General features: G+C 62.0%; 24 protein-coding genes and 1 tRNA gene. 7 read left to right on the top strand and 18 right to left on the bottom strand.

Annotated elements, in window-relative coordinates:
* Window positions 1–43 precede the first annotated feature (43 nt).
* Window positions 44–1,369 (bottom strand): leucine-rich repeat-containing protein kinase family protein, encoded by a 1,326-nt coding sequence (locus tag WS49_RS09685; protein WP_059527076.1) that lies wholly within the window; start codon window positions 1,367–1,369, stop codon window positions 44–46.
* Window positions 1,370–1,509: 140 nt separating this feature from the next.
* On the opposite strand from WS49_RS09685, the gene WS49_RS09690 reads away from it, so the two are divergent.
* A tRNA-Leu gene (locus tag WS49_RS09690) sits at window positions 1,510–1,594 on the top strand.
* 230 nt (window positions 1,595–1,824) lie between these two features.
* On the opposite strand, the gene WS49_RS09695 is transcribed toward WS49_RS09690, so the two are convergent.
* The 14 genes from WS49_RS09695 to WS49_RS09760 form a co-directional block, all read right to left on the bottom strand.
* Window positions 1,825–2,958 (bottom strand): porin, encoded by a 1,134-nt coding sequence (locus WS49_RS09695; protein WP_082725494.1) that lies wholly within the window; start codon window positions 2,956–2,958, stop codon window positions 1,825–1,827.
* A 78-nt stretch (window positions 2,959–3,036) separates the two neighbouring features.
* Window positions 3,037–3,789 carry a dipeptidase PepE gene (gene pepE, locus WS49_RS09700; RefSeq protein ID WP_063888583.1) on the bottom strand — a complete coding sequence of 251 codons (753 nt, stop codon included), beginning with the start codon at window positions 3,787–3,789 and terminating at the stop codon, window positions 3,037–3,039.
* A 51-nt stretch (window positions 3,790–3,840) separates the two neighbouring features.
* A complete protein-coding gene (locus WS49_RS09705) occupies window positions 3,841–4,509 on the bottom strand; it encodes an AroM family protein (RefSeq protein WP_257127676.1) in 669 nt (222 codons plus the stop codon).
* A gap of 19 nt (window positions 4,510–4,528) precedes the next feature.
* The gene (locus WS49_RS09710; protein WP_059527088.1) at window positions 4,529–5,467 is read right to left on the bottom strand and encodes a DUF1177 domain-containing protein; all 939 of its coding nucleotides are present in this window, start codon (window positions 5,465–5,467) and stop codon (window positions 4,529–4,531) included.
* 14 nt (window positions 5,468–5,481) lie between these two features.
* Complete coding sequence (locus WS49_RS09715) at window positions 5,482–7,095, bottom strand: OPT/YSL family transporter (RefSeq protein WP_257127677.1); 1,614 nt, start codon at window positions 7,093–7,095, stop codon at window positions 5,482–5,484.
* Between the two features lie 156 nt (window positions 7,096–7,251).
* A complete protein-coding gene (locus WS49_RS09720; protein ID WP_059527091.1) occupies window positions 7,252–8,025 on the bottom strand; it encodes an IclR family transcriptional regulator in 774 nt (257 codons plus the stop codon).
* Between the two features lie 156 nt (window positions 8,026–8,181).
* On the bottom strand, window positions 8,182–8,982 hold the full coding sequence (locus WS49_RS09725; protein ID WP_156441376.1) for an ABC transporter permease subunit: 801 nt from the start codon (window positions 8,980–8,982) through the stop codon (window positions 8,182–8,184).
* 5 nt (window positions 8,983–8,987) lie between these two features.
* The gene (locus WS49_RS09730) at window positions 8,988–9,953 is read right to left on the bottom strand and encodes an ABC transporter permease subunit (RefSeq protein WP_082721869.1); all 966 of its coding nucleotides are present in this window, start codon (window positions 9,951–9,953) and stop codon (window positions 8,988–8,990) included.
* Window positions 9,950–11,104, bottom strand: coding sequence for an ABC transporter ATP-binding protein (locus WS49_RS09735; protein WP_059527098.1), 1,155 nt, complete (start codon window positions 11,102–11,104; stop codon window positions 9,950–9,952). The genes WS49_RS09730 and WS49_RS09735 overlap by 4 nt, the downstream gene beginning before the upstream one ends.
* 68 nt (window positions 11,105–11,172) lie before the next feature.
* On the bottom strand, window positions 11,173–12,654 hold the full coding sequence (locus WS49_RS09740) for a DUF3138 family protein (protein ID WP_059527101.1): 1,482 nt from the start codon (window positions 12,652–12,654) through the stop codon (window positions 11,173–11,175).
* Between the two features lie 94 nt (window positions 12,655–12,748).
* Window positions 12,749–13,867 carry an extracellular solute-binding protein gene (locus WS49_RS09745; RefSeq protein ID WP_059527104.1) on the bottom strand — a complete coding sequence of 373 codons (1,119 nt, stop codon included), beginning with the start codon at window positions 13,865–13,867 and terminating at the stop codon, window positions 12,749–12,751.
* A 12-nt stretch (window positions 13,868–13,879) separates the two neighbouring features.
* Window positions 13,880–15,460: a hydantoinase/oxoprolinase N-terminal domain-containing protein gene (locus WS49_RS09750; RefSeq protein ID WP_059527108.1), complete on the bottom strand. Its 1,581-nt coding sequence runs from the start codon at window positions 15,458–15,460 to the stop codon at window positions 13,880–13,882.
* Window positions 15,457–16,656 carry a DUF917 domain-containing protein gene (locus WS49_RS09755; protein WP_218921611.1) on the bottom strand — a complete coding sequence of 400 codons (1,200 nt, stop codon included), beginning with the start codon at window positions 16,654–16,656 and terminating at the stop codon, window positions 15,457–15,459. The genes WS49_RS09750 and WS49_RS09755 overlap by 4 nt, the downstream gene beginning before the upstream one ends.
* Window positions 16,657–16,785: 129 nt before the next feature.
* Window positions 16,786–18,357, bottom strand: coding sequence for a PucR family transcriptional regulator (locus WS49_RS09760; RefSeq protein WP_059596249.1), 1,572 nt, complete (start codon window positions 18,355–18,357; stop codon window positions 16,786–16,788).
* Between the two features lie 149 nt (window positions 18,358–18,506).
* Here WS49_RS09760 and WS49_RS34930 point away from each other — a divergent pair, with 149 nt between their 5' ends.
* Complete coding sequence (locus WS49_RS34930; protein ID WP_156441373.1) at window positions 18,507–18,752, top strand: hypothetical protein; 246 nt, start codon at window positions 18,507–18,509, stop codon at window positions 18,750–18,752.
* Between the two features lie 43 nt (window positions 18,753–18,795).
* Here the strand turns inward: WS49_RS34930 and WS49_RS09765 are convergent, their stop codons facing one another.
* Entirely contained in the window at window positions 18,796–19,437 is a 642-nt protein-coding gene (locus tag WS49_RS09765; RefSeq protein ID WP_059527116.1) for a response regulator, read from the bottom strand.
* A 316-nt stretch (window positions 19,438–19,753) separates the two neighbouring features.
* Here WS49_RS09765 and WS49_RS09770 point away from each other — a divergent pair, with 316 nt between their 5' ends.
* Together WS49_RS09770 and WS49_RS09775 are read left to right on the top strand one after the other, a co-directional pair.
* A complete protein-coding gene (locus WS49_RS09770; RefSeq protein WP_063888587.1) occupies window positions 19,754–20,077 on the top strand; it encodes a flagellar transcriptional regulator FlhD in 324 nt (107 codons plus the stop codon).
* Complete coding sequence (locus WS49_RS09775; RefSeq protein ID WP_059527121.1) at window positions 20,074–20,433, top strand: FlhC family transcriptional regulator; 360 nt, start codon at window positions 20,074–20,076, stop codon at window positions 20,431–20,433. Before WS49_RS09770 ends, WS49_RS09775 begins: the two co-directional genes overlap by 4 nt.
* On the opposite strand, the gene WS49_RS09780 is transcribed toward WS49_RS09775, so the two are convergent.
* A complete protein-coding gene (locus WS49_RS09780; protein WP_059527124.1) occupies window positions 20,430–22,241 on the bottom strand; it encodes an ATP-binding protein in 1,812 nt (603 codons plus the stop codon). The two genes, WS49_RS09775 and WS49_RS09780, sit on opposite strands and share 4 nt — an antisense overlap.
* Window positions 22,242–23,012: 771 nt before the next feature.
* Here WS49_RS09780 and WS49_RS09785 point away from each other — a divergent pair.
* Window positions 23,013–23,888 carry a BPSS1187 family protein gene (locus WS49_RS09785; protein ID WP_059527127.1) on the top strand — a complete coding sequence of 292 codons (876 nt, stop codon included), beginning with the start codon at window positions 23,013–23,015 and terminating at the stop codon, window positions 23,886–23,888.
* A 42-nt stretch (window positions 23,889–23,930) separates the two neighbouring features.
* Window positions 23,931–24,278, top strand: coding sequence for an energy transducer TonB family protein (locus tag WS49_RS33340; protein WP_156441374.1), 348 nt, complete (start codon window positions 23,931–23,933; stop codon window positions 24,276–24,278).
* Between the two features lie 148 nt (window positions 24,279–24,426).
* Here WS49_RS33340 and WS49_RS09795 read toward each other — a convergent pair whose 3' ends face one another.
* The gene (locus WS49_RS09795; protein ID WP_059527132.1) at window positions 24,427–25,344 is read right to left on the bottom strand and encodes a LysR family transcriptional regulator; all 918 of its coding nucleotides are present in this window, start codon (window positions 25,342–25,344) and stop codon (window positions 24,427–24,429) included.
* Window positions 25,345–25,489: 145 nt separating this feature from the next.
* On the opposite strand from WS49_RS09795, the gene WS49_RS09800 reads away from it, so the two are divergent.
* Complete coding sequence (locus tag WS49_RS09800; RefSeq protein WP_063888584.1) at window positions 25,490–26,287, top strand: aspartate/glutamate racemase family protein; 798 nt, start codon at window positions 25,490–25,492, stop codon at window positions 26,285–26,287.
* Window positions 26,288–26,389 lie beyond the last annotated feature (102 nt).

Below are 26,389 nucleotides of genomic sequence, written 5' to 3' on the forward strand. Positions count from 1 at the left end.
CATTCCTGCGGCGACGGCCGGCGTCGCGGCGCGGGCGGAACCGTCAGCCCTTCGATGCGGCCAGCACGGCCGCAATCTCGCCGAACGACGGCCGCGCGTCGATCTCCTCGTTCAAGCAGGCGGCCGCCAGCGCGTCGAGTGCATGCGAACCTTCCCACGCACGCGGCTCGCATCGCGCCAGCAACTCGCCGAGCAGATAACCGAACGCCCTGACTTCCAGCCGTTCGAGCCGCGCCGCGCGCACGCGGTCGTTCACGTCGTAGACCGACGCCGCGCCGAAATCGCCAAGCAGCGCGCCGCCGTTGCCGTCGTGCAGGATGTTGTGCGCGTACAGGTCGCCGTGCATGATGCCGCGCGCGTGCAGATGCGCTGCAACCGACGCGATGCCGAGCGCGATCCGCGATGCCTCGGCCGGCGCGAATCGCGCATCGGCCCCATATACATCGCGCGTGCAGGACGCGAAGCTCGGCGGCCCGGCGAGGTTCGTCAGCGCCGGATCGACCAGTTCCATCATGAGGCCGTGCGCGCCCTCCGGATGGCCGTGCACCTTGCCGATCACCGGAATCATGTTCGGATGACGCCCGGCGTGCAGGCACGCGGCCATTTCGCAATCGGGCAGGCCGTCGCTCGTCACGGCCCCCTTGAACAGCTTGACAGCGACCGCGCGCGGCACCTGGCCGTCCGCGCGCCACTGCGCGCGATAAATGACACCCGATGCGCCTTCGCCGAGCTTCTGTTCGAACGCGAGCGACGTCCAGTCGATGTCCGCGACGCCCGGCTCGGCCGACGCCGCTGCTTCCGGCGCGGCGCCGAACGGATTGCCCGCGGACGCGAGCCACGCAAGGCGCGGCAGGCGCAACAGCCAATCCGGCAGCGCGTCGAGCCGGTTCGCCGACAGGCGCACCAGTTCGAGCGCACGGCACGCGGCCATTTCGGGCGGCAACGCGCGCAGCCGGTTGCCCGCCAGCATCAGCTTCTGCAAGCGCGAACAATCGCCGATCCCGGCGGGCAGCTCATCGATTTCGTTGTCGGTCAGGATCAGCCAGCGCAGCGCGCGCGGCAGCGACCCGCGCGGCACCGTGCGAATCCGGTTCGCCTTGAAGCCGATCATGTCGAGCTGCGCGCACGTGCCGAGCACGTCCGGAAATTCGGTGAAGCGATTGCCGGACGCGAACAGGATGCGCAGCCGATGCAGCCGCGACAGGTCGTCCGGCAGCGCCGACAGCGCATTGCCGGACAGGTCGAGCACTTCGAGCGTGTCCGCCAGATCGAAGATCTCGCGCGGTAATTCGGTCAGCCCGCACGCGAGCTTGAGTTGCCGGGCGCCCGACAGCTGGCCGGCCTGCAGTTGTTCGAGGGTGGTGGTCACGGTGGAAAACGGGTAGCCATGGCGATGGTCGTCGGACCGGTCGCCCGAATTCTACCGGGATCGCTTTCGCGTATCCGCTCGCCGTGTCATACCCCCTTCACAAACGCGCAATGTAACGCTACAATTCGCCCCCTTGCAGTGCCGACGTGGTGAAATTGGTAGACACGCTATCTTGAGGGGGTAGTGGCGAAAGCTGTGCGAGTTCGAGTCTCGCCGTCGGCACCAAATACGGTTTTTCCGTGTTTCGTGCATCTGTAAAAAACCCGCGACAGCGCATGGCTTCGCGGGTTTTTTTGTTGCCTGCGTCGGTACGACGGAAGCAGCCCCACGATCATGTCGCGCTCCCCAGGCGAGCCCGCATCGGAAGGATCTCCCGGTCAATCCCTCTGCTTGCGGGCTCGGCGACGAATGTCAGCCGGAATGTCGCGGCCTGTTCACGTTGCTCAAAAAGGCGACTAGAACGAGTGGCGCATCCCGATTCGTACGTCTGCCTGTGTCGTGGTCGACGACGGCACGAAGCTGTAACCCACCACCGCGTTCACACCGCTCGACGCCTTCACGTAGTCGCCTGACAGATAGACATCGGTCCGTTTCGACAGCAGGTAATGGAGGCCAAGCGCCCCTTCGTTCCAGTGATGGCCTTCGAACGTCGTGTACTGATACCCTCCGATCACGCTGAACGACGGCGTCACCTGCCAGGCTGCGCCGCCCTCGCCGACTTTCATTCTCGACGTCTGCCCATTTCCCTTGATGGTCGAATACGTGAAATTGCCGAGCAGGGTTACCTTGCCGATTTCATAACCCGCACCAATACCGAACGTCGCCTGTTTGTCGACCGCGAAAGGCGTGCTCGCATACAGGTCGGTCACGGCTCCGGTCGCCGAATCGACGCTGACCGTCGGTTTCCCGAGGAACGTCCTGGTGCCGATCATCAGGTATGGATCGAACGCGTATATCCCGTGCGGATTGTTGAGCTGCGTATATGCAGCACCCATCGAAAATCGACCGTTGGCATAATGCGCACCTGCGCTGTAGGCGCTGTTTTGATGAAACGCCCCGGCCACCCCGCCGAAGGAATACATGCCGCCGAACTCGAGTCCGCCGAAGTTGGCCGACTTGAATTTCACGGAATTCGGCAACCGATCCCCGTTGAACCGGTCGAAATCGCCCTGGTGAATCGCGTATCCGCTCCCCCATCCGGATACGTTGTAGTACGTGACAAACTCCTTCGTCATGTCCAGCTGGTTGCCGAGCGACAACGTACCCCACTCGTTCCGAAGTCCGACGTATGCCTGCCGCCCGAACGCCGCGCCGCCGAATCCGAGTTGCCCGTTCGCCACACTGAATCCGCTTTCGAGCGCAAAGACCGCCGTCAGCCCTCCCCCGAGATCCTCGGTTCCCTTCAGGCCCCAGCGGTTTCCATACGAGACGCCATCGTCGAATTTCGCGACGCCGGACCCGCCAGTGTTGCTGACGTAGGTGATCCCCGCATCGATGACTCCGTACAGCGTCACGCTGCTCTGCGCCTGAACCACACCGCCATACATCGACATCGCACAAGCAAGCATTCCTAATTTATATTTTCCCATTTTCTCCTCCTTGATTGCCCACGTTGAAATGAATCGGTACTTGATGAAATCCCGAAGCGCCGCTTATCGACGCGCCGATCACTGCCTGGAGATGGGCCAGCTTCCGTCGATCACCGGCCCCTTGATTTCACCCAGGTTGAATATCTCGTTCGCCGTCAGGTGAATCGCCCTGTGCGAATCAACGAAATGCAGTGCGGCCTGTTCGCCCAATATCATTGCGGCGGCGCCGTCGACGAGCAACGCAGTGCCTTCCGGCAATGCGACGACGTGCTCCCGGGGATTGATCGCGAGAAATTCCGCGATTCGCTCTTCCCGGCTTTCGCCGTTGAACCCCGCCGGCTTTCCGCTGATGAAATGCGGATTGATCTGAAAATGGATCAATCCGAGCGCACGCAAGGTCGGCGGCTGAACGATCGGCATGTCGTTGGTCGTACGGATCGTCGGACATGCGACATTGCATCCGGCGCTCCAGCCGATATACGGCATGCCGTCATTCACACGTTCCCGGATGGCATCGACGATGCGTTCGTCATACAGACGCTTGAGCAGCGCGAACGTATTGCCGCCGCCGATGGCGATCGCCTCCGCTTCGGCAATCGCCCGAAGCGGATTGGCGCGATGAATCGACTCGAATTCGAAGCCGCCCTGTTCGAAAACGGGGCGCGTCATTTGTTCGTATTCGTCGTAGGTCGACGTGATGCCGCCTGCATAAGGGACGAACAGAACCCGCTTTGCGCGCCCCTTGAGAACAAGGTCGATCTGCTCGCGCGCATGCGCAAGATATCCGAGATCACCCTTGCGAGAACTGCTCATCAACAGAAGACGTTTCAATTTTCTTCCTTTATTGGAATATCGTTACCGCGGCCAAGGCGCGAACAACGTTCACATCCATTCGGCGACCAGTCTGGCCGCCAGCGTATTCGACAGGATCACCGGGCATCCCGCCTCGCGAGAAGCGCATTCCCGATGACGTTGTTCGTATCCCATGCAGTCGAGCACCAGCATCTGCGCACCGCGCGCGCGTAGCGCACGCGCGGCCGCCGTCAATTCCCGGCTGTCTCCGACATAGGGCGATGCCGCTTCGTACAATGCCGGCGTCGCCAGGTCCTGCCACTTCGACATCGCCGTTTCGATCTGCTCGCGAAGCGGTACGATGACCCCGACTTTCCACGATTGAGCCAACACGCCGACTACCGCCGGAATCATCTTGTCGGGCTCGAAAAGCCGAGCACGCCTACACGAAAGGCCGTCGAATTCGCCGGTGCACAGCAGCAGAACTGCGTCGCATCCTCGCGCTTCGAGGCGCTCGAGCATCTCCTGCATTGCAATGCCGACAGCCTCTTTGTCGAGGACGACGGTCGTACCGTCTGCAATCCGCGTCACGAGCTTTGGTTGCTTCTTGCGCGGCGCGAAGCGTCTGTCCATTTCGGCGCGTGTCAGTCCATCCAGCACCCCGGCATGAACACACTTCACGCCGCGCGGCATCGCGGCCTCGACGACCGGTGCGATATCCGGCCTAGGCGCCTGGCCGATCGTCAACGTGGCAAGCACTCGATGACTCATTTCCGCATCAGCCGAGCACGTGTCGCTGCTGCAGGTGCGCGAGCGAGCCGTACAGTTCGACGAGACGGTCATACTCTTCCATGTCGTGAAGCCGACATTTCCCGCTCGTGAATGCCTTCGCAACCTCGGTCATGAATGCGACGGCTGCCGCGATGTCGATTTCATGACTCGCGCCCGTGCCACAACCGGGCACCGTCGCCTCGGTCGAGATCGCGACGCCGACCACCGGCGCAGACGTCGAAATCGACGGTTGCATGATGCTGTTCAGATGATGCACGCCGTTCCCGTACGGCGTGATGTCCTGAGTCGTCACCGGAAACGTGACGGGCAGTCGACCGGTCGTCATCTCCATGATTCGCAGCAGATCCTCCGAAACGCGCAGGATGTAGCCCTGCTTTACCGTCGGTGAAATCGCGAATCCCTTGTGATTGAGAATCCTGTTTCCTTTCGTCGTATCGACGGAGAGGACGGCATCCATCTCGGGCAGCACTTCCTGCGCTTCGATCTTTTCGAATTCGACCGGCGAATCCATGAAGTCGACAGGCTCGCGCGGCTGGGTCGGTGCGTCCGGACAAACATGCGTCGTGATGATCACGTCACCGGCCAATACGTCGCCCCGCTCTCGCATGGTTGCCAGTTTGAGCGCCGTGGCCACCGCCGCGATCGCACCGTCGGCATCGGATACCAGGCCGATGCATGCCGGTCTCGCGCCGAGACCGCCCAACCGTCCGACGATACCGAGCGTCGGCGCATGGCCTCCTGCCCGCTTTCCCACGCGGCCCGGGATCGCCATCCTGACGAAATCGGTATCGCCCTTCGCTCCAACGAGAGGCGTTACCTCGACCTCGACTTCAGGAAACAATCGAAAAAGCGCCTGGATCGTTTGACCCGACGCATAGGCGCTGTCGAGCGCTTCGAATACCTGGATGGTTTGATGCAAACTCATATGACTTACCCTGATTATTTACCTGTCTTGCCCAACGTCACCAACGGGCTGACGAAACTGAACAGTGCATCGCCGGCAATGACGCCCGCTGCGAACGTCTCCATGCCGCCGCGCGCTGCCTCGCCGCCCATGCGCTCGATCACCAGACGCAACGCGATGCCGGTCACTACGCACCAGCCCGCCAGCGGACTTGCAATCAGGAGGCCGGTTGCGAGCAACACGCCGATCTGACGCTTCGGGCCGCCCAGCCACTGGGCAATCGCACCGGGAATCGCCCAGATCGCCAATGACTTCGCGACGTCCGCCGCGACACCGGCCTTGATCGTCGCCACGTACACCTTCGCGACGGGCGGAATCAGTCCAGCGTGGAAATAGCTGCGATGCGCGAAATAGACGACCAGAATCGAGATGACGAACGCCAGCGTCGCCGCAAAGAACTGCTGCTGCCGCCCCGCCATTTCAAAGCTCGCGTTCTGGCCGCGACCACGCAGCAGATAACCGGCTTTCAGGTCGTAGCCCATGTCGGCGAATGCCGGGCCCGTTGCCGCGGAAAAGCCGCACAGCAACGCCAGCGCGATCGGCGGAAAGCCAATCAGCATGCCGACCAGCAACGTAATCAGCGCCACCGCGAATGCCGGAAACCATCCGGAATGCATCGCGGCGATACCTACGATCAGTTCATGCACGAATGCCGCGAGCGCCGCGTACAGCACGAACGCCATCAACATGCCGGGCGACATCTCCGTAAACAACCCGCCCAGCATCGCGAGCATGGCGGCGATCGACACATACGCGATCGCACCGAATCGCAGCGACTGGCCGAGCACCCGGACGTTCCGGGCGGAATCGGAATGCTCGGCGTCCACGCCGCGACGCCGGACGATAATCATCACGGCTTGCGTCAGCGCAACCACACCTGCACCGATCATGATCCCGTGCGGGATATACGCCTTGCCGATGTCGATTCCGAGGACCGGCTGTGAATAACCGCGCATCAGAAGACCGACGCCGAACATCAGAAGCGACCAGATATTGCCGATGAACGCCGTCCCGAACGCGGACATCGGAATGTTGAACCACGATCCGACCGCACCCACCGCCACACCGGCGCCGAGAAGACGAGCCTGGCGTCCGCCCTGATCGCCGGCCTTGATGGCCTCTGCGGCGGCGATGCCCGGCGGCCATGTACCAGACGCGGGAAACAGTCTCGTATCGAACATCCGATACAGGAGATAGCCGTCGAGCAGCATCGCCAGCGCGGCGCCTGCGAACATCGGCATCACCAGATCGGAGCGACCGAATACGTATGGAATGGCGATGGGCAGCAACAAACTGTTGGCGGCGCCGAACGTCGCGGCAGAAATCGCGCTCTGAGCCAGGTTCTGCACGTGAATCGACCGGTACCCGGCGAACAGGCGAAGTGGCACGCGCCCCAGCACCATCGCAACAAGCGCGCCGACAATCGATGTGATCGGCGTGACGCCAAGCGACGTGACGACCTCGATACCGATGATCGCACCGACTATACTTAGCACTACCAATAAAACTGCATTTGAAAAAGTAAACGTACCCGGATGAACTTGCGGAGACGACTCGTCATCCGGCATTGATTTCCCGATCGAGGACATATCAGCATTCCTTTTCTGTAATACCGTCAATTTTGATTAGTCATACTTATTTCAATGATCGAGCCGCCGTCGTGGAGGCTTCGACAGCCTGCCGCTCCCGGCTGAATACCGATCAGAAGTCTGCGTACGAGCGACGGTGCCGCGTTCGACGCAGCATCAGGCGCCCGTAGCCGCTCCCGTCGACCAGTACGGATCCCCGACCGTGCGGCCCAGTTGGGACGCCTGCTCTCGCGTCATCGCGGCGAGACGTTCGATCTCCGCTGGCGTGCTCATCGTGAGTGGAAACGTCAGGCTGAATGCCAGCGACTCACCGCTGGAAGGATCACCGACCGCGCATCCGACCGCACCGATCCCCGGCAGCGATTCGTCCAGCGCGACCGAGAAGCCCGTGCGACGGGTTTCCGCGATCCGCCGCAAAAGTTCGGCGACCGTATCCGGCGCAGCGGACGAAGTTGCCGGCAACCCGCCGGCGAATCGGTGCGCGACGGATTCGTCTGGCTCTCGCGCCAGAAGTGCCCGGCCGGTCGAGCCGGCCCATGCGGGCCCGCGTTGCCCCGGAAAGGTGACGACGCGCAATGGATGAATGCCGGGATGAACACGGAGCACGACGACTTCCTGCTCGTCGAGAACAGAGATGTACCCCGTATGTCCGGTCTGTTCGCACAATCCGCTCAACGCCTTGTCCATCATGCTGAGCAAGGGTGTCGACGCCCGGACCATATGCGCAAGCTCGAGCAGCATCAATGCCGGCCCGTAGGCAAGCGTCCCGGGGTCGCGTTCGAGGAGCCTCTGCTCCGCCATCTGCTTCAGGACACGCGACGCCGAACTCTTCGGCATGTCGAGGTATTGGACGACATCGCTGACCGTCACGGCACGCCGCAGACGAGTCAGAAGCTGGAAAATCGCACTGGTGTTTTCGAGAGAGCCCATCGCTGGTTCCATATTTTGGAACTATGTTCCACAATAAGAAACATGATGGCGGGAACCTCCCTAGACAACTAGTAGGAATTTCCCGGACGGCGGATGTCACGGTCCGCCCCCGCTTTCGAAGATTGCGCCGCTGGAGCCCGGTCGGCCAAACTCGCCTTACCGCGCAAAGCGAACCTGCCGGCGTTTTAGACCGCTCGCCGCCAGTACGATCAGCGACACGCCCCCGATCATCACAGTCGCCAGCGCGTTCATCTCCGGATTCATCCCCAGCCGCACCCGGGAGAACACCACCAGTGGCAGCGTGGTCGAACCTGGCCCGGAGAGAAATGCAGACAGAATGAGGTCGTCGAGCGAAATCGTGAACGACAGCAGCCATCCGGACACTATCGCCTGAAAGATCGCCGGGAGCGTCACGTGAAAGAACGCGGCGACCGGGCCGGCGCCCAGATCAAGCGCGGCCTCCTCGATGGCGATATTCAGCTCCTTGACGCGCGACTGAACGATGACCGCGACGTAGGACACGCACAGCACCGTATGTCCGATCGTCATCGTCATCCATCCGCGCCCGGACGGCCAGCCGAGACATTGCTCGAGCGCGACGAACAACAGCAGCAACGCGATGCCGAGCACCACTTCGGGAATGACGAGCGGTGCATTGATCAGCAGCGAAAACGCGGACCGCCCGCGAAAGCGATTGAAGCGCGCGAGAATGAAGCCCGCCCATGTGCCGACCAGGACCGACAGGCACGCGGTGCAAAACGCGATTTTCAGCGAAAGCCCGGCCGCGTGCAGCAGTTCGTCGTCGCGCGTCAGCTCGGCATACCATCTCAACGACGCATGGGACCACACGCTTGCGAGCTTCGAATCGTTGAACGAGTAAACGATCACGCTCGCGATCGGAAAGTACAGGAATGCAAATCCGAGAACGAGCACGAGCACGCTCGCCTTGCCAGTCATGTTCTTCATGCCGTGCCTCCACGCTCGCGGTTCTGGTAATGCTGAAATGCGGCGATCGGTACGAGCAGCAGCACCATCATCGCGACGGTGATGGCCGCCGCCGCCGGCCAATCCATATTGTTGAAGAACTCGTCCCACATCAACCGCCCGATCATCAACGTGTCGGATCCGCCGAGCAGTTGGGGGATCACATATTCGCCGACCGACGGAATGAACACCAGCAGGCTGCCGGCGACAATCCCGTTTCGCGCGAGCGGGATGGTGACGCGAAAGAACGCCTCCACCGGCCCGGCGCCGAGATCGTAGGCCGCCTCGAGCAGGCGCATATCCATCTTCATCAGGTGCGCGCACAACGGCATGACCATGAACGGCAGGTACGAGTACACCATCCCGATGTAGACGCCGATATCGGTGTGATAGAGACGCAGCGGCGACGCGATCAGGCCGGCTGCCATCAGCGCGCGGTTGAGTATGCCGTCGTCCTTGAGAATGCCGCTCCACGCATAGACCCGCAGCAGGAATGACGTCCAGAACGGCAACATCACGCCGAGCAGCAGCACGTTCCTGCGCGCCGGCGACGCCCGCGAAATGCAATACGCGAACGGAAAACCGAGCACGAGACACAGGACGGTCGAGATCGCCGCGATCTTCAGCGAACTGAAGTAGGTCGACACATAGAGACTGTCGGTCAGCACGTTGGCGTAATGCTGCAGGCTCAATACGATTCGAATCAGCGAATCCGACACGACGATCGTGTCCGTATAGGGCGGGCTTCGGAGCGCGACGTCTGAAAAACTGATCTTGAGGACCAGCAGAAACGGGATGGCGAGCACCAGCGCGAGCCAGGCCGACGGAACGGCAATCGCGAAGCTGCGCCGGCTCGGCACAATCGAGCCGAGCCATGCCGGCACGCGTTGCAGCACGGCCGGCAACCGGCGGCGCTGCGTCAACTGAATGCGGGAAATGTTCATGCCGTCAGCACCATCACGTCGTCTGCGTCCCAGCATAGGGAGACCTCTTCTCCCGCGGCGGGCAGGCGTTCGCCCGTCCCGCCCGCGACCGGCACATGCGAGAGCAACGTCCTGCCCCCCGGAAGCGCGACATGGAAGCTCGAGTAATCGCCCATGTACACCGTGTCGACGACCGTGCCGACAGCGCAGTTGCGTTCACCGGCAATCCGTCGGCGCGAAACCCTGACCCTGGTCGGGCGGACCGAAACGGCGACCGCCATGCCGGGCGACCCCGTGATGCCGTGGCCGACGTATATCTCCGACTCGAGTTGCCCGCAGCGGATCACCGTATGATCCGGGCTGCTCTCGTGCACGGTTCCCTCGAGAATGTTGGTCGTGCCGATGAAACTCGCCGTGAACCTGCAGTTCGGATACTCGTAGACGTCGCGAGGCGTTCCCGTCTGCACGATGTTTCCGGCGCTCATGATCGCGAGACGGTCAGCCATCGCCATGGCCTCCTCCTGGTCGTGCGTCACCATGATGCAGGTCACGCCGACCTTCTCGATGATCTTCACGAGTTCCAGCTGGGTCTGCTGGCGAATCTGCCGATCCAGTGCCGACATCGGTTCGTCGAGCAGCAGGAGCTTCGGCTGTTTCGCCAGCGATCGCGCAAGTGCGACACGCTGCTGCTGCCCGCCGGATAGCTGATCGGGCCGCCGGTTCGCAAACGAGGTCATCTGCACCAGCTCGAGCATCTGCATGACGCGCTCCCTGCGGGCACGCCGCGTCATCTTTTCCCATTTCAGACCGAACGCGACGTTCTGCGCGACGCTCAGATGCGGAAACAGCGCATACGACTGAAACATCATGTTGACCGACCGCCGATACGGCGGACATTCCGTGATGTCCATGCCGTCGACGAAAATGCGGCCCGAAGTCGGTGCCTCGAAGCCGGCCAGCATGCGCAACAACGTCGACTTTCCGCATCCGGAACTGCCCAGCAGCGCAAACAGTTCGCCCTTGCCGACGCAGAGGTCGGCCTCCTGCACGGCAATCGCATCGCCGAACTTCTTGACCAGTTTCTCGATGCGAACGAAACCTGTGTCGCTGCGAGCGGTGTCGCCTGGGTTGGCCTGCCGCTGAAACAGCGGTTCGGCATCGGTGAGATTCATGGGGTGCTCGCTTGTCTGAAAATGAAATCGGATTCCGTCGGCATGCGCGTCGCGCGCCATGCCCGATATCAGAACGTATAGACCAGCGTCGTACCGATCACGTCATTGCTTTTTCGCCATGAGCCGTCGGCGCGCTGGAACACGTTCTTGTTGGCCCAGTCATGGCGGTACTCGACCTTTATCGTGTAGTTCACGGCCGGGTAGAACATCAGGTCGAACGCGACGTCCTGCCGATTCGCCCCGCGACATTCGAGTCCGTTGCCGCTCGACGCGGCCAGACAGAGCGGATCGATCCCGAAGCCGTTCAGGCCGTCGGTTCCGGCCGAGGCGGCGCCCGCCTGGGCACTGCCGCCGACATAGGTATTCCCGCCTCCGCCGCCGTTACTGCTGTCGTTCAGATAATCCCAGCGCAACGCGACGCCCATCAGGCCGATCGTCGGCAGGTGCCATTTGCGCGTGTACAGCATCGAAAGCCCCCACCATGTTGCATCCCGTCCGTTCCATGCCGCATGCTTCTGCTTGCCGAAGTCCACTTCCGCGTTGAACGTCGTGTCCGCAACCGCGTAGGTCGCGTCGATGTCCATGAACATGTAGGTCGAAAACGGCGATGCAGCCGTACAGTTGTAGCCGAAGCCCCCCGACGCGCAATCGCCGCCGGCATTGCCCGAATAGATCGCCTGGCGACCGATCGCACCCGCCCAGCCCACGTCCCAGGCGCCCTTGCTGCGATCGATGCGCCAGTTGATCATCGGCGTGAGACTCGTATGCAGGCGTCCGCTCGAATCGGATGCGGTCGCCGCGTGCGTCAGGTTCTGCGCATTGCCGACGATCACCTTCCAGCTGTAGTCGCCCTTGGAACCGTTGTATCCGGCGCCGACGAAGTAGCCGGGAATGCTGAAGTCGTACAGGAGGTTGTGCGTCAGCGTCGGCAGCAGGTTGGATTGCTGCGACTCGTAGCCTGCGACGCTGGGCATGAGGCCGAACAGGAACTGGTTCGTGTCGTCGTGCGGGATCGTCACGAAGGCCGAATTGAAAATATTGTTTCCCTTGGCACCGTCGAGCGTCGTATTGCCGGCACCGCGGTTGGGCTGAATCTGGATTTCGGCGGAAGGGGCGGTAGGCCCGACGCCGAACGTCTTCTTGATGTCGAGGTATACGTCGCCCATGTTGCCGCCATAGTACGTATACCCGCTGTTGTGATCGAGAAACGAGACGCCGCCGCTGCGCGCGTTCCGGTTGTACAGATACATCGGGTCCAGATAGCCGGTGATCGACAGGCCGGCGATCGGCCCCTCGCTCGCCGCCGTACTCAGCGTCTCGACCTGCAGATTCTGTCTGGCCACTTGCTGCTTGAGATCGGCGAATTCCTCCTCCGAAACACCCGGATTCGCGCTCCCCGACTTCGCCGGCGCATCCTTAGCGGCCCGCTCCAGACTGTCGACCTTTCGTTGTAGCACCTGCAACTGCGCCTTCAGCTCGTCGACGACCGTGTCCGCATGGGAAACCGCCGGCACACAGGCCATCAGCAACGCTCCAATCCGCTTGTTCATCCCGTGCCTCCTCACCGTGCCAATTATTTCGTTATGCATATCAATATGAATATATTCATCGCGTGCGACGCCGTCATGCCGGCGCCGCGCCTGCCTATCGTCCGGCTTTCAGTTCGAGATAGTCCCGATTGATCTGGCGCATCAGGGAGATCGGCAGTGGCTTCTCGAGCGTCACCCGCTTCATGTCCTCGGGGAGCGGAAAGATGGCCGGATCGTTCATGATCTTCGGATCGATCAGCGGACGTGCAGCGCTGACCGATGTCGGATACTTGATCTCATTGGTTTGCATGGCCGATACATCCGCACGCAACATGAAGTCGATGAACTTCATCGCATTCTCCTTGTGCGGCGAGCCCGCGGGAACGGCGAACATGTCGACCCAAAGCGGCGCACCCTCCTTCGGAATGACGAAGGTCAGATCGAATTTTCGTCCTGCCGCCTTCGCCTGGAGCTTCGCCGTTTGTGCGTCGCCGGAGTACGCCACCGCGGCGCACACGTCCCCTCCCGCGAGATCCGCGATATAGCTGGACGAGCTGAACTGAGTGACATACGGGCGAATCGCCTTGAGCTTGTCGAGCGCGGTCTTGAAGTCCTTCGGGTCCTGCGTATCGGGATTGAGCTTCGCCCCGAACAACGCATCCTGGAAGGTCTCGCCGCCGTTGTCCTGCAGCGAGATCCCGCACGACTTCAGCTTGCCGGCCCACTTCGGGTCGAAGATCATGTCCCAGCTGTTCAGCGGGGCATCCGTGCCGGCACGCTTCCTGACCTCGGTCAGGTTGTAGGCCAACCCCGTGATGCCCCATACGTACGGCACGCCATATTCCCCCTTCGGATCGTTGATCTTGATCAGATTGACGATCTGCGGATCGAGGTTCTTCAGGTTCGGCAACTTCGCCGGATCGAGCCGCGCGAACAGGCCAGCGTCCTTTTCCTTCGCGAAGTAGTTGTTGCTGGGCACGACGATGTCGTAGTCCGATCGCCCCGCGAGCAGTTTGGTCATCAGCGTGTCGTCGGTATCGTAAACGTCGTACGTCACCTTGATGCCCGTTTCCTTCTCGAACTTCTCGACGGTGCCCGGCGCGATGTTTTCCGAGAAGTTGTACACATGAAGCACCTTGGCCTCGTCGGCATGCGTCGCCGTGCAACAGACCGCCGCCGTGATCGCGCACGAAACCGCCGCGAGAATCGCCTTCAGAGTGGATTGAGTAAGCATGGCTGCGTGCACCTATTGACGATGTGAAGGATTCGCCGGCGACATCAGGCGACCGGCCACCTTGAACCGGATTCGCGTTGCGTTGCCGGGAAGATAAGAAAGCGGCACGTCCTCCTGCTCGAGGATCTCCACCGTGGCCGGATCCGCGCCCGCGTGAACGGCGCCCCGGATCGCCTCATCCCGCAAGGACGCCAGCGTCTCGTCGCGGATGTCGTCGCGCATCGTCACGATGCGATCGACCTCGCCGCTGACGTCGCCGATCGCCACGCCGATCGCGTTGGCCGCACCGAAGTTGGCCGGGCGGATGACTTCGTCGGCGCCATCGATGCGATCGGGGAACAATGCGCTTCCGCCGCCGACCAATATGACCGGCAACGGCATACCACTGGTCCTGATTCGCTCGACGCCGGCCGCCAGTTGCCGCAGCACCGTATTGAATGCAGCCCGGCAGAAGCCGGCCGACACGGCCGGCACGCGATCGCCGATGCAAAGCCCGGTGCCGAGAACGGACGCGACGTCGGTCAGCGTCAACGTCGATCCGCCGAACACCATCGCTTCGCGGGTCAGGCGATAGCCAACGCTTTGCGGGCCGATCACCGGCGCGCCGTCCGGACCGCGCCCGATCACCGTGCCGCCGCCGATTCCCAGCGAAATGATGTCCGGCATCCTGAAGTTCGTCCGCACGCCGCCGATGTCGACGGCGAGCGCCGACTGGCGCGGGAATCCCTTCATCAACATCCCGATGTCCGCGGTGGTGCCGCCGACGTCGATGACGATCGCATCCTTGCGCCCCGACAGAAACGCCGCGCCCTTCAGCGAATTGGTCGGCCCGCACCCGATCGTGAGCACCGGAAACGCACGGGCGACATCGGCCGCCATCAGCGTGCCGTCGTTCTGTCCGATCATCGCGCGCGCGTGGTCGAGCCGCGTCGCCTTGAGCGCGTTGCCGAACCCGGTAATGACGTCCTCGATCACGTCGCCCAGCGCCGCATTCAGGATCGACGCGTTTTCGCGAGGCAGAAAACCCACCGATCCGATCCGGTGCGAAAGCGTGACGGGTATCGCGCCGAGTTCATCCCGCACCCACTGCTCGACCAGGCATTCCTGTTCGGGATTGATGTTGGAAAACACGCCGCACACGGCAATTGCGTCGACGTTGCCGCGCCATTGGCGAACGGTATTCCGGATCTCGCTCTCGACGAGCTTGCTGAGGAGACGGCCGTCGTATTCGTAACCACCGCCCACGATGCGCCATTGCAAACCGACGGCCGCCGCGAGATCGCGCGGCCAGTTGGCCAGTGGCGGCACGGACGCGGATGACGGCCCCGCCAGCCGGAGCAGACCGACGCGCCGCAGCCGTTTGCGTTCGACGATCGCATTGGTGCAATGCGTGGTGCCGAGCATCGCCAGTCCGATCTCGTCACGCGCAATGCCGGTATCCGACAACAACTGCTCGATGGCGGTGCGCACGCCGCCGAACACGTCGACAGTCGTCGGCACCTTCGCCGTCGCGATGCACGTCAGGTTTTCATTCAGGATCGCGGCGTCCGTATTCGTGCCGCCGACGTCGATTCCGATTCGATAGACGGTCATGCGCGCCTCCTTGCAATCGATTCGACCGGCTCGTAGTCCACCTCGTAGCCGAAGTATCGGGGGCCGGTCGTCCGGATACCCTGCTCCGTGCGCCACTGGTCATGACACGGGCACGCGAGCAGCGCGACACGCATGCCGTACGTCAGCGTTTCGGTCGGAATGGCATGCCCGGTTTCATGATCGACGAGCGTGATCAGGTCAGGCGTGGTCGCTAGGACCCCTTGCGCATCCTGCGCGACGAGAAACTCGTTCTGAAAATTCACGGTCACGCTGCGCCCGGTGTGCCGCTCGATGCCCGCGATCACCATCGAGCCGCGCGTGAATCCTCCCGTCGTGCGACGCTTCAGGTCGGCGATCTTCCCTTCGATCAGCAGGTAGCCGTTCAGCGCATCGGCCAGATCGGCCACGACGTTGCCGGTCTGACGATCGCCGGCCCGCGAAATCAGCCGGCCGATATCCTCGGCCAGCGTGATCGAGCCCGGTATCGCGCACCGACGTACTTCCTCGCCGGTCAGCGGGAAATCGCAAGCCGTTGCGTTCGCACCCATTGCGTCCACCAGCGGACGGCAGAGGCGTTCCCCCCATTCACCGTCGCTCGGATGCACGGTCGCGCGATTGCCGCGTTCATCGGCAAATGTGGCGATGCGGGCCGCCAGGCCATGCAGATGAAACGACACCATCTGATATTCCGGAAACGCGCGTCCCATCGCATCCGCGTCGACGACCGGCAGCCGGCGTCGCGCGGCCAGGATGAGCGGCACCAGCGAATTGCCGCCGCCGATCTCGACGGGCATCGTCGCGAATGCCCGCTTGCCGAGCGCGGCCTGCATATCGTCGAACACGATGTCCAGTTCCCGCCCAGATGGCAATTTTTCGATCGAGACCGCGGGCGCGCCCATCATCGATGTCGGCAGGATCAACGCGCCGGCCGGCACCTCGTTCACGTCCAGCAGTTCGATCGGGCCGCTGCGGCGAATTTCATCCAGCGCGATGTAAAGCCCGATCGCCGTATCGCCGCCGCCGCCCGTGCCCAGGACTGCTGCCCCCAATGCGATGTTTCTCACCGCGCCTTCGTCAAGCCGCCGCATGCATGCCCCCTGCCGCTGCGCCCGGTCGACTGTCCGGCCCGATTGTCCGTCGTTCCATGTCTTGAGTGCCCCTTTGGTTCTCGGATTAGATCGCCACGCCGGATGCAAGCCGCGTCCAGCAGCGTGGTACCGAGAATCAGGCGCCAAATTCGGACGGTCACTAGACAAGATGCGCAATGGGAAGCGCGTCGGTTATCCCGGCGGGATAACGCGCCAGCCGTGCGGGGCAAAACCGCGTCAGCTGGCGCTGCGTGACAGCTTCAATGCGAAGTGCAGCGCGAACTGGGCGCCGTCCCGGATGGGCACGCAACCGACGATCTGCTCGATCTTGTCCAGCCGATACTTGAGCGTCTTGGGGTGAATGCCCAGGCGATGGGCCGCCAATTTATGCGACTGGCCCGCGTCGAAGAAGGCTTCCAGCGTACGCACGAGCTCGCTTTCCTGCGCCCGGTCGTGACCGGCGAGCACACCGACCATGCTGTCGACCCAGCGTCGCGCGGCCGGTTGCGATGCGATCTGGCAAAACAGCACGTCGAGCGCGACATCGTCGTACACGACCGGGCCGTCGGCCAGCGCGGCGGCATCGAGCGCCAATACCGCCTGGGCGTCCAGCACGCTTCGATACAGGTCCAATGCGGAGTCGACCGGGGCACCGCATGCGATCCGCCAGGCCTCGCGGTCGGTATCCGCGAGGCGCTCCCATATCCGGCGAAGCCGCATGTCGATCGCCTGCCGCGGGCCGCCGGACGACGCACCGCGCGGAATCGCCGGCAACCAGAGCAAACGCCCGTCCCACTCGAACACGAGCGGTTTCGATTCGATTGCATAGATCGCCCGCCAGATCGGCCGGCCTCGTGCCTCGAGCGGCGTCGACGCATCGAATGATGGTCGCGCGGGCTCGAACAGAACCGCCACACTCAGCGGCGACAGATCGAGCGACTTCGCCATCGCCAGCGCATTCGCCCGGTCGACGTCGCCTGCGGCAAGGTGCACCAGCCAATCCCTGAACGGTTCGGCGTAGGCCTCGTCGGCCACGCGCTGCTTCGTCAGTTCCAGCGTCAGAAGCGCCGCCGCCTGCTCCATCGTCGCGACTTCCAGCGGGCTGGGCTCCATCCCGTCGGGCACGTTCACGATCAGGTAGCCGTCGACCGGCGTATCGGGCCGGCGGCCGAGGGCGACCATCCAGGCGGCACTCCTCACGACAGTCCGGGTCGGAACGATAGACGCAGGCAGATTGGCGGCGATATCGGCGGCACTCCATTCGTCCGATGCCGCGTAAAGCACGCCACGATCATCCAGCACGACGACTGACCGTCGCAGAACGCGCGCGAGCAGCGACACGAGCGTATTCAATCCGCCGCCGTTCAACATTTCCGTCAGCAGCTGCTGCTGAATCACGCCGGCTTCGCGCGCGACGTAGCCGTCCTCGCGCTGAACGGCGCAGATGAGCGGCGTCAGGATTTCCGCGTAATCGACGCTGAGCGGGAGTTCAAACAACGGCAGCGAGAGTTCGTCCGCCATCTGCAATACAGCCGGCTGCAACGGATCGATCAGTCCGGCCTGAAACACGAGCGCCGCGCAACCGCCGCGGCTCAATTGTCTGATCAGTGCGACCTGGCGACTCGTGTCGCTTCCCGTAAAACTCAATGTCGTCAGAAACAGATGATGGCGAATATCCCAGTCATCCTCATGCTCGGTGACCGTCTCGAGTACATTCACATGATTCACGACATTCGCCTGGCCGCCCTTGCCGGCGATCAGTCGCGCCTCCTTCATCCCACCGACGCGAGACGCCTCGCCGACCGTCATCCCCATATCGTCCCCCCTCTGTTCCAGCTCTGATTGCTACAGCCTCTGCCTCGCGGCGCTCCCGCGAAGTGCCGGCATGATACCGAGCCAATAGACGTTTGAGGACTCTCTTGGTGTGGAGGCCCAAAAACCGGAACCGGGTGGCTCACATGAAGCCGAAGCGACGGAAGTTGATATCCGACGCCGTCAACATGCGGATGGCCGATCCCCTGGACGCGCGCCTGCGCTGCAAGGCGGCTGAATGGATGCACTGGTCGCGGATGGCTGCGGGCGCCGACAATGACGAGGGTATTTCCGGAACCCGGTTTCGAATTCCGGGATTGCAGTCGACAATCGCCGGGAAATCCAGGCCGTTCAGCGAGAGGGCTCTTTCTTCGACGCGGTATTTATCATGAGTCTGCACGCCAGGGATGGGCCGAACCCGCATCGGCCCGGACCTCACAGGAGACCGGCCTTTCTCGCGGCGGCGGCGGCCTGTGTGCGATTCAGCACATTCAGGGCTCTGAATATGGCCGTGACGTGCGCCTTGACGGTCTTCTCGGATAGATCCAGCTTGTCTGCGATGACTTTGTTGGGGACACCGTCGGCGAGATACCGGAGTACGTCGATCTGTCGCCGCGTGAGTGGTCCGCCAGGGGAAGACGGTGCCGAACGGTGGGAATCGTCAGCATTCGGTGAGACTTGCTGGTCAAGCACGAGCGGCGGCACGTAGCGCTCGCCGATCAGCACCATCTTGATCGCAGAAAGCACTGTATGCGGGCCAGCCGATTTCGGGACATAGCCGAGTGCGCCACGCGCAAATGCAGCGCGTACATCGCCAGGATCTTCAGACATCGACAGAACGATGATCTGTACCTCCGGACGGATGCCTGCAATCGTGGAAATGGCTTCGAGGCCATTCATCCCGGGCATCTTCAGGTCGAGCACAACGGCATCTACCTCGGTATCCTGATCAAGTATCCGCATGGCTTCGTCTGCATTGCCGACCTGTTCGACAGTCAGGCCTTCCTCGCTCTGGCAAAGCAGGGCCGCTACACCGTCCCGAAGGACCGGATGGTCGTCGACGATGAGTATCTTCATGGCAATCGAACAGATGAATAACCGATGAAAGGAAAGGTCTTAAGACCTTCGCCCTATTCAGGCTTCCTATATCAATAGGATAGTCAAAGGTCGTAATGCTTCAGTCTTATTTTAATTTCGCACTTCGTTAGCCCAACGTCGCGTTTACATTTTCTCGAAAATTGCCAAGACTGAATCCCGTTAGTTCCTAATGCGAGTCGACTGCTTGGAAGTCAATTCGGGTACTCATCGTCAAGGATGACGCGATGACGATTTCAGGCTCATCAACCTGAACGACATTGATTTGGTTCTATCTTCGATGCAATTGGAGCAAGCCATGAGCATTGCCAATACCGGCGACGCAGTATGGGAATTGAATATGTCGTATCTGTGGCTCGCGCAACGCTTGCTGCAGGAAGATCGCGCGAGAGGCATGTTTCGCCTCGGCCTGACGGCCGATATGGCCGCCGCGCTGAGTTCGCTGTCGATGAAGCACATGATCGACCTTGCGTCGTCAGGACAGTTGCTTTGCATACCTCGTCCGGGGACGCATGATGTAGTGCGGACCTTGATGCGGCCGACGCCACCCGTCGACATCGTGCGCCTGCATGTCGCCATGACGCTCGCGACCAGCAGGCCGGACGCCGAGGAGACTGTATGAGCCGCAACGTCGAGCGATCGAAACTGGCCGACGACGCGAAGCTGGTGATGGACGCGGTTGTTCTGATCCGGCTCGGCGCGCGCCTCCCGATGCTGCAGAGCGAGGTTGCGACAGTGACCCGCGCATGGATGCTGGTGCGATTTATCGACGGCGCCGTACTGGATACCGTTCGGTGTGTCGAATGCGGTGCCAGATTCATCGCGTATTGCCACGACGTTCGTCGTCAGCCGCGCTGCGTTGGGTGTCATCTGCCGGCGCGTGCAGGCAAGCGCGCACATGCATGCGCGACCGATCTGCGGGGCGGTCGCACGATGCAGAATAAAAATCCGCCGCACCCGGGCAAGCGTTCCGGCTAGCGTTCATCGCCTCCTGCCCGCGCACGCGCGCCGGCCGCGATGAGATTGCCAATCGCGGCACGCAGCTTGCCATTCGGGATCGGTTTGTGCAGTAGCAGGCAACCGCTGGCATGCGCCTCGGCGAGCCGTTCGGCGCCCGTGTCGCCGCTGATGAGCATCGCCGGAATTTCCGCGTTGTATTCGGTGCGTAGTCGCTCGATGACTTTCAGGCCGTTGGTGCCGCGGAGGCGGAAGTCGCAGACGATCAGATCCGGGAGCCTGGAATACGCGGATAGCTGCTCGACCGCATCTTCGTCGGAATCCGCCGCAATCGTCTCGTAACCCCACATGCCGAGCAGCCTTGACATCCCCTCCCGAATCGCGGGCTCGTCATCCACGATAACGACGAACCCTCCGGTTTGAATGAAATCGCGAGTGATCTCCGGGGACGTGCTCAATTGCCGGGGTATCTCGTCGGAGCGGTCCAGGCACACTTCGAAGCACGACCCTCGACCGGGCTCCGAGCGGACGGTCAGACCACACTCCATCAGGTCAACCATGCGACGTACAATCGCGAGGCCCAATCCCAGGCCTTTACCGCGATCACGCTCGGGATTGTCAATCTGGTAATACTCCTGAAATATCAGATCAAGCTGATCGTGTGGAATACCCCGCCCCGTGTCCCATACTTGAATCGCGATGCGTGTTCCCCGGCGGCGACAGCCAACTACTACCCGGCCTGCATCCGTGTAACGTATTGCATTCGACACGAGATTGCGCACGACACGCTCGAGCAGCACCGGATCGGTATCGACGATCGCTCGGCACGGTACGCGTGACAGCCGAAGATTCTTTTCCGACGCGTCGAGTACGTGGTCGTTGCATACGTGCGCCAGCAATGCATCGAGCTGGAACGGCCGCCGGTGTACCTCGATTACTCCGGCGTCGAGCCGGGAGACGTCGAGCAGAGCGCCAAAAAGCATGTTCAGCGTATCTGTCGACTGCTCGATCCGAAGAAGGATTCGCTCCCTTTCGGAAGAAGTCGCCGCGCCGCGCAGTGCACCGACCAGCAGACTCAGCGCGTGAGACGGTTGGCGCAGGTCGTGACTCGCCGCCGCGAGAAAGCGCGATTTGGCCAGATTCGCTTCTTCAGCGATCTGCTTCTGGCGCAACAGGTCATCCGCAAGCTGCTTCGCGGTTTCGTTGCGTGCACGCAAATCGGTCGCAAGCTGTTCAGCCTGGAAGCGCAAGCGGATGTTTTGTGTCGCGCTCCGGTTGGCGAGCAATCCGAGATAGGCGATGACACAGATGAACAGGAACATCATGGGAGCGGTCGCCTGCTGGACCCGGTTGGCCGAGAACGCGGCGACAAGGACATACGGAACGGTGGCCGGCAACAGGAATGCAAGGAACGCGGGGAAGTAAGTGCCGAAGACCGGCACCGCGCCTGCGACCACGCCGAGCGTGGCGGTCACTGCAAGGCTCTCGACCTCGAACCCGCCTCCGTATGCGAGCCGGATAGACGACCAGCCCCAGCCGATGCCAGCCGCCGCGCTGCACGCAATGAAGGCCACCGCCCAGCGTGATCCAAGGCGCACTTTCGTCGCCGAGCGCAGATAGCGCCAGGCCAGAATGGCATGGACGATGGAACAGGCCGCAATGTACGCAACCCACGCGGGGCCGGCAAATGGATCGAGGTGCCCCAGTCGGTTCAGCGAAATCGCGAGCGTAGCAGCCAGGAGCGTGCCGCCGGACACGCTCAACGTCACGGTGCTGTAAACGATCTTCAGTTGCTCCGCAGCAATCGATTTCTCTGGATACTTCGCCATTTGATGAGCTCCGTTCGCTGCGCGCGAGATTCCAGTATTGCTTCGGCGAAGAACATCGATCAACCTGCCCTGCAGGACGATCCACCGCTGCGTGGTACCGTAATCAGTATGGCTCGCGCAATGCGAAGGGTCTATGGTGCTTCGCGCCAGTGCGCCAAATCACATCGGCGAACAAGAACAACAAAACGAGAACCGTGGGTAATGACAATGAAGAAGCTGATTGTCGCAGCCGCGCTACCCTCCTCCGCCTGCATCAACGTGTACGCGAACGGCAAAGGCGACGCTCACCGTTTCCAAACAGCAAGGCCCTGATCATGGCGATCGGTCATGGAAGTCGAGCATGACAATTCATGACAGTCGGCCCCTGATTCAAGACGTATGCTTGTTCTTGCAATGACCCCAATCGTTGCTTGTCCGAGTCGGATGTGCCAGTCAACCACCGAACCTTCCCCGGGTCCGGTGGTTCTTTTTTCCAGTGTCGCCTATCGGCGGCCAAGCGGGCAACAGCACGGATTCGCCGACAGCCTTGCGTGCCCCGACGCCGGACCGATGCGCCATGTGATAGAGAACGCTGGAAATCGATGGGCCATATTTCAATAGCAAACTTAAATGGCACGTTTGCGTTTTATCCTGGTCAACATCACCGAGCCATCGCCGTTCGGTTCCATCGGTTCAGTGACGCCTTGCACCGCCAGGGCGAGATCTTCATGAGGTGAGACAGTGCGATTGAAAGAGATTCGGTGTCCGTGGCAAAGACGAACCGGGGCGGTCATGGCGGTTGCGCTAGCCGTCGCCGTCGCGCCTCCCGCTTTGGCGGCAATCGATCGACAGGTCGTGCGACCGTCCGATACCGATGGCACGATTTCCGCCGGCATCGAGCCGTACATCGTTTATTCGGTGCGGGGAGACGCACCGGGCCCGCTTCTGGTCTTTATTCCCGGAACCGGCGGGGAAACCCCTAAAACCGCGAAGACCGAACAGGCATTCATCGGGACAGCGCTGGCCCACGGTTATCGGGTCATCGTTCTGTCGTACATCGATACACCGGCGATCGCTCAGGTCTGTACCAAGCGCGTTCTGGCGAATGACCCGGCCTGCGCCGAGCAGGTACGCCAGAAGCGCGCATTCGGCGACGACACGACCGCACGGATCAACGATGCGCCGCAAGACGCCATCGTTCATCGCTTGACTGCCCTGATTCGCTATCTTGCAGCGCACGATGCCGGCGACCATTGGGAGCAGTATCTCGCGGGCACACGGTTGAACTGGCGTGCGATCGTCCTGTCCGGGCAGTCGCAAGGAGGTGGAATGGCGGCCTACATCGCGAAACGTATCGCGATCGGCGGCGTGATCGATTTCTCGGGCGGTTGGGACATGCGCTCCGATGACGATATTGCGTCATGGTATTCCACTCCGAGCGCAACGCCGCCAGAACGCTGGTATGGGACCTACCACGTCGACGAGAAGTTCGCGTCGGCGATTGCGGCATCTTATCGAGCGATGGGCATACCGGCATCGCATCAATTCCCGCTGAGCAAACCCGTTCGCCATCCGGAAGGAAAGAACCCGGGACATGGCGAAGGAGCAAGCAATCCAGTGTACCGGGAAATCTGGGAAACGATGCTGACCGGGCTCGCGCGACACTAGCGACGCGGGTAGCGCCACGGTAGCCGCGATCAGGATGCGGGGTTGGCACTGGAAACGTCGGGATATCGGCGCCGGGAGCGCAAGCCGTCGCGTGAAGCCTGGACCGGGATGTGTTTCGTGAGTGTTGCGGAGAGGATCGTGTCGCTATTGGATCGCCTGTTGTCCCGCGGAGTGGAACAGCAACTGGCACAAAGACGAGTACTTGTGCGCGTTTGGCTCGACGAAAAGGGGCGTGTCCGCGACCTCAAGGTCAGACGGAGCTGCGGCGATCCGGATCTCGACGAGAAGGCACTCCACGCTATCGCCATGATGCAGTTTCCGGGCGGCCATCTCGGCTCCGGAGGAAAATCCGCGAAGCGCTGGCATGATCTCGCTTATCCGGTGGAATGATGTGCCGGCGCGCCAGCCGCTTCTGCCGAACGGCGAACGCGTGACATCAATGGCGCTCACACTGGCTTGTCTCGCGCAGATCGGATCCCCAGTCTTCGTAACCTTACCGCTGGCCGTTACGTAGGACACCCAATCTGATCCTTCCGTATCAGTCGAGTTCGTCGACCCTGGATGCAGCATTGTTCCAGATCCGCTCCACCGCGCTGTCTGGATTGCCCTTCTGCGAAGCAATTCGGCAAAGCTCGATGCTCAACGGTTCCACAGAGGAATCGTCGCCGACGATTTTCAGCAAACCCGATCGCAGCTCCCGGGCAATGGTCAGCTCGGGAAGCCAGGCAATCCCCTCGCCGAGCAGCGCGACGGCCTTCAACGGCTCGACCAGTTCCGCCTCGAAATGAAGCGTCGCTCGACGCTCGATATCCAGCCGGTCGTACAGATTGCGCGTGACACGCCCCAGAAACGACATTCTGCTGTAGCCCAGGATCGGAATGCGCCCTCCCGGCACCGCATCCAGCGAGTAGAGCACCCTCCCGCCACTATCGCAACCGGCCACCGGCACCAGTCGATCGTGTCCGATTCGAATGATTTGGATACCGTATCGCTCGAGATCGTCGGCAACGCCGGTGCTTCGCCAGCAAATCAGAAGCTGACTCGCGCCGCTGCGCAATAGTTCGACACACTCGTCGAAGTTTGCGGTCGCGATCATCGTCGTCACCTCTTCGTGTCCCTGATCGACCCACCAGCCAGGGAAAAATGCTCCCGCCAGCGAATGTGGCATCACGAATCGAACCGTCCGGTCAGCCGCCGAAATCAAACCGCGCGCTTGCGAGCGACTGCCGTACAACTCGTCGATGACGCGCTCCGCCACATCCAGGAACTGCTCGCCCGCCGCCGTCAGCACGACCGGGTAACGACTGCGATCAATCAGCGCAACGCCATACCAGTTCTCCAGCGCCTTCACGCGCCGGCTCAATGCCGGTTGGGTCGCATATCGTGTCCTGGCCGCGCTGGAAAAGTTTTGCAGGCGCGCCACGGCGACAAAGTCCTCCAGCCACTTCAATTCCATCGGTCGTTCCCTCATCCGTTTTCACGTCGATCCCTGCCAGAAAAACTATTCCCGATTCGCATAGTTACCGCCAAAAGCGGCATTGGCGCTCGCTTGTCGCGGCGGCTAGCCTTCCTTCGTCGCTTCGACTTTGACGGACACGCCAATGCAAAATTCATCGGGATTGCCGGAATTGATCATCGGGGTACTCGGCGGCATGGGGCCTTTGGCTGATATCGATTTCGTCAACAAGCTCGTTTCCGCGACGCCGGTCGTACACGAGCGTGAGTATCTACGTGTTCTGCTCGACTCGAATCCGAAAATACCCGACCGGCAGCACTCGATCGCCGCGATGAGCGAACGCATGCTCTCCGCCGACGCCAACCCCGGTCCGGTACTGGCCGACATGGCACGGCATCTCGAGCACGCAGGCGCGACGCTTCTCGTCATGGCTTCGAATACGGCACACGCATTCGAAGCCTACATCCGTGCAGCCGTCTCGATTCCATTCGTCAGCATCATCGAGGAAGCCTGCGACGCGGCCTGCCGCCTGACCGAGCCGACGCGGCGCGTTGGCATCCTGGCGACCAGCGGTTGCCTGGAAACCTGCCTCTACCAACGTGCAATGCGTCGTCTGGATTGCGAACCGATCCTGTTGACGGACCATCGACAGGAATGCCTGATGCAGTTGATCCACCACATCAAGCTGGGACGTGCCACCGACCGATCCCGGGAGCAGATGCGCTTGCTTGCCGAATCGCTCGTCGATACAGGTGCCGACGTCGTTATCGCCGGTTGCACCGAGATTCCGCTGACGCTGTCCGGCTTACCGCTGTCACGCCCCATGATCGACGCAACCGACAACCTCGCACGACGCGTCGTCCGGTATGCCAGGCACCTCGAACCCCTTCCCGCCAGAAGCCTTCCCCGTGCCGGCGGCACATGCGAAAGCCGTGCCTCGTGACCCAGCATGTCGGCCGCTGAAGACTGGCGTGCCGGTCACGCTCCTCGCGAGGCGGCCCCGCATTCCGCGCGACGCGACGCACGCAACCCATCTCAAGACACC

It is taken from the genome of Burkholderia sp. RF7-non_BP4, assembly GCF_001521935.1.
Classification (GTDB): Bacteria; Pseudomonadota; Gammaproteobacteria; order Burkholderiales; family Burkholderiaceae; genus Burkholderia; species Burkholderia diffusa.

Excerpts from the sequence above, each read along its gene's own strand:
- WS49_RS09695 (WP_082725494.1), bottom strand. The coding sequence starts at position 2,958 with ATGGGAAAATATAAATTAGGAATGCTTGCTTGTGCGATGTCGATGTAT.
- WS49_RS09800 (WP_063888584.1), top strand. The coding sequence starts at position 25,490 with ATGCAAAATTCATCGGGATTGCCGGAATTGATCATCGGGGTACTCGGC.
- WS49_RS09725 (WP_156441376.1), bottom strand. The coding sequence starts at position 8,982 with ATGACTGGCAAGGCGAGCGTGCTCGTGCTCGTTCTCGGATTTGCATTC.
- WS49_RS09795 (WP_059527132.1), bottom strand. The coding sequence starts at position 25,344 with ATGGAATTGAAGTGGCTGGAGGACTTTGTCGCCGTGGCGCGCCTGCAA.
- WS49_RS09775 (WP_059527121.1), top strand. The coding sequence starts at position 20,074 with ATGAGCCGCAACGTCGAGCGATCGAAACTGGCCGACGACGCGAAGCTG.
- WS49_RS09710 (WP_059527088.1), bottom strand. The coding sequence starts at position 5,467 with ATGAGTTTGCATCAAACCATCCAGGTATTCGAAGCGCTCGACAGCGCC.
- WS49_RS09760 (WP_059596249.1), bottom strand. The coding sequence starts at position 18,357 with ATGACGGTCGGCGAGGCGTCTCGCGTCGGTGGGATGAAGGAGGCGCGA.
- WS49_RS09770 (WP_063888587.1), top strand. The coding sequence starts at position 19,754 with ATGAGCATTGCCAATACCGGCGACGCAGTATGGGAATTGAATATGTCG.
- WS49_RS09780 (WP_059527124.1), bottom strand. The coding sequence starts at position 22,241 with ATGGCGAAGTATCCAGAGAAATCGATTGCTGCGGAGCAACTGAAGATC.
- WS49_RS09740 (WP_059527101.1), bottom strand. The coding sequence starts at position 12,654 with ATGAACAAGCGGATTGGAGCGTTGCTGATGGCCTGTGTGCCGGCGGTT.
- WS49_RS09730 (WP_082721869.1), bottom strand. The coding sequence starts at position 9,953 with ATGAACATTTCCCGCATTCAGTTGACGCAGCGCCGCCGGTTGCCGGCC.
- WS49_RS09735 (WP_059527098.1), bottom strand. The coding sequence starts at position 11,104 with ATGAATCTCACCGATGCCGAACCGCTGTTTCAGCGGCAGGCCAACCCA.
- WS49_RS09785 (WP_059527127.1), top strand. The coding sequence starts at position 23,013 with ATGGCGGTTGCGCTAGCCGTCGCCGTCGCGCCTCCCGCTTTGGCGGCA.
- WS49_RS09765 (WP_059527116.1), bottom strand. The coding sequence starts at position 19,437 with ATGAAGATACTCATCGTCGACGACCATCCGGTCCTTCGGGACGGTGTA.
- WS49_RS09750 (WP_059527108.1), bottom strand. The coding sequence starts at position 15,460 with ATGACCGTCTATCGAATCGGAATCGACGTCGGCGGCACGAATACGGAC.
- WS49_RS09715 (WP_257127677.1), bottom strand. The coding sequence starts at position 7,095 with ATGTCCTCGATCGGGAAATCAATGCCGGATGACGAGTCGTCTCCGCAA.
- WS49_RS34930 (WP_156441373.1), top strand. The coding sequence starts at position 18,507 with ATGAAGCCGAAGCGACGGAAGTTGATATCCGACGCCGTCAACATGCGG.
- WS49_RS09745 (WP_059527104.1), bottom strand. The coding sequence starts at position 13,867 with ATGCTTACTCAATCCACTCTGAAGGCGATTCTCGCGGCGGTTTCGTGC.
- WS49_RS09720 (WP_059527091.1), bottom strand. The coding sequence starts at position 8,025 with ATGGGCTCTCTCGAAAACACCAGTGCGATTTTCCAGCTTCTGACTCGT.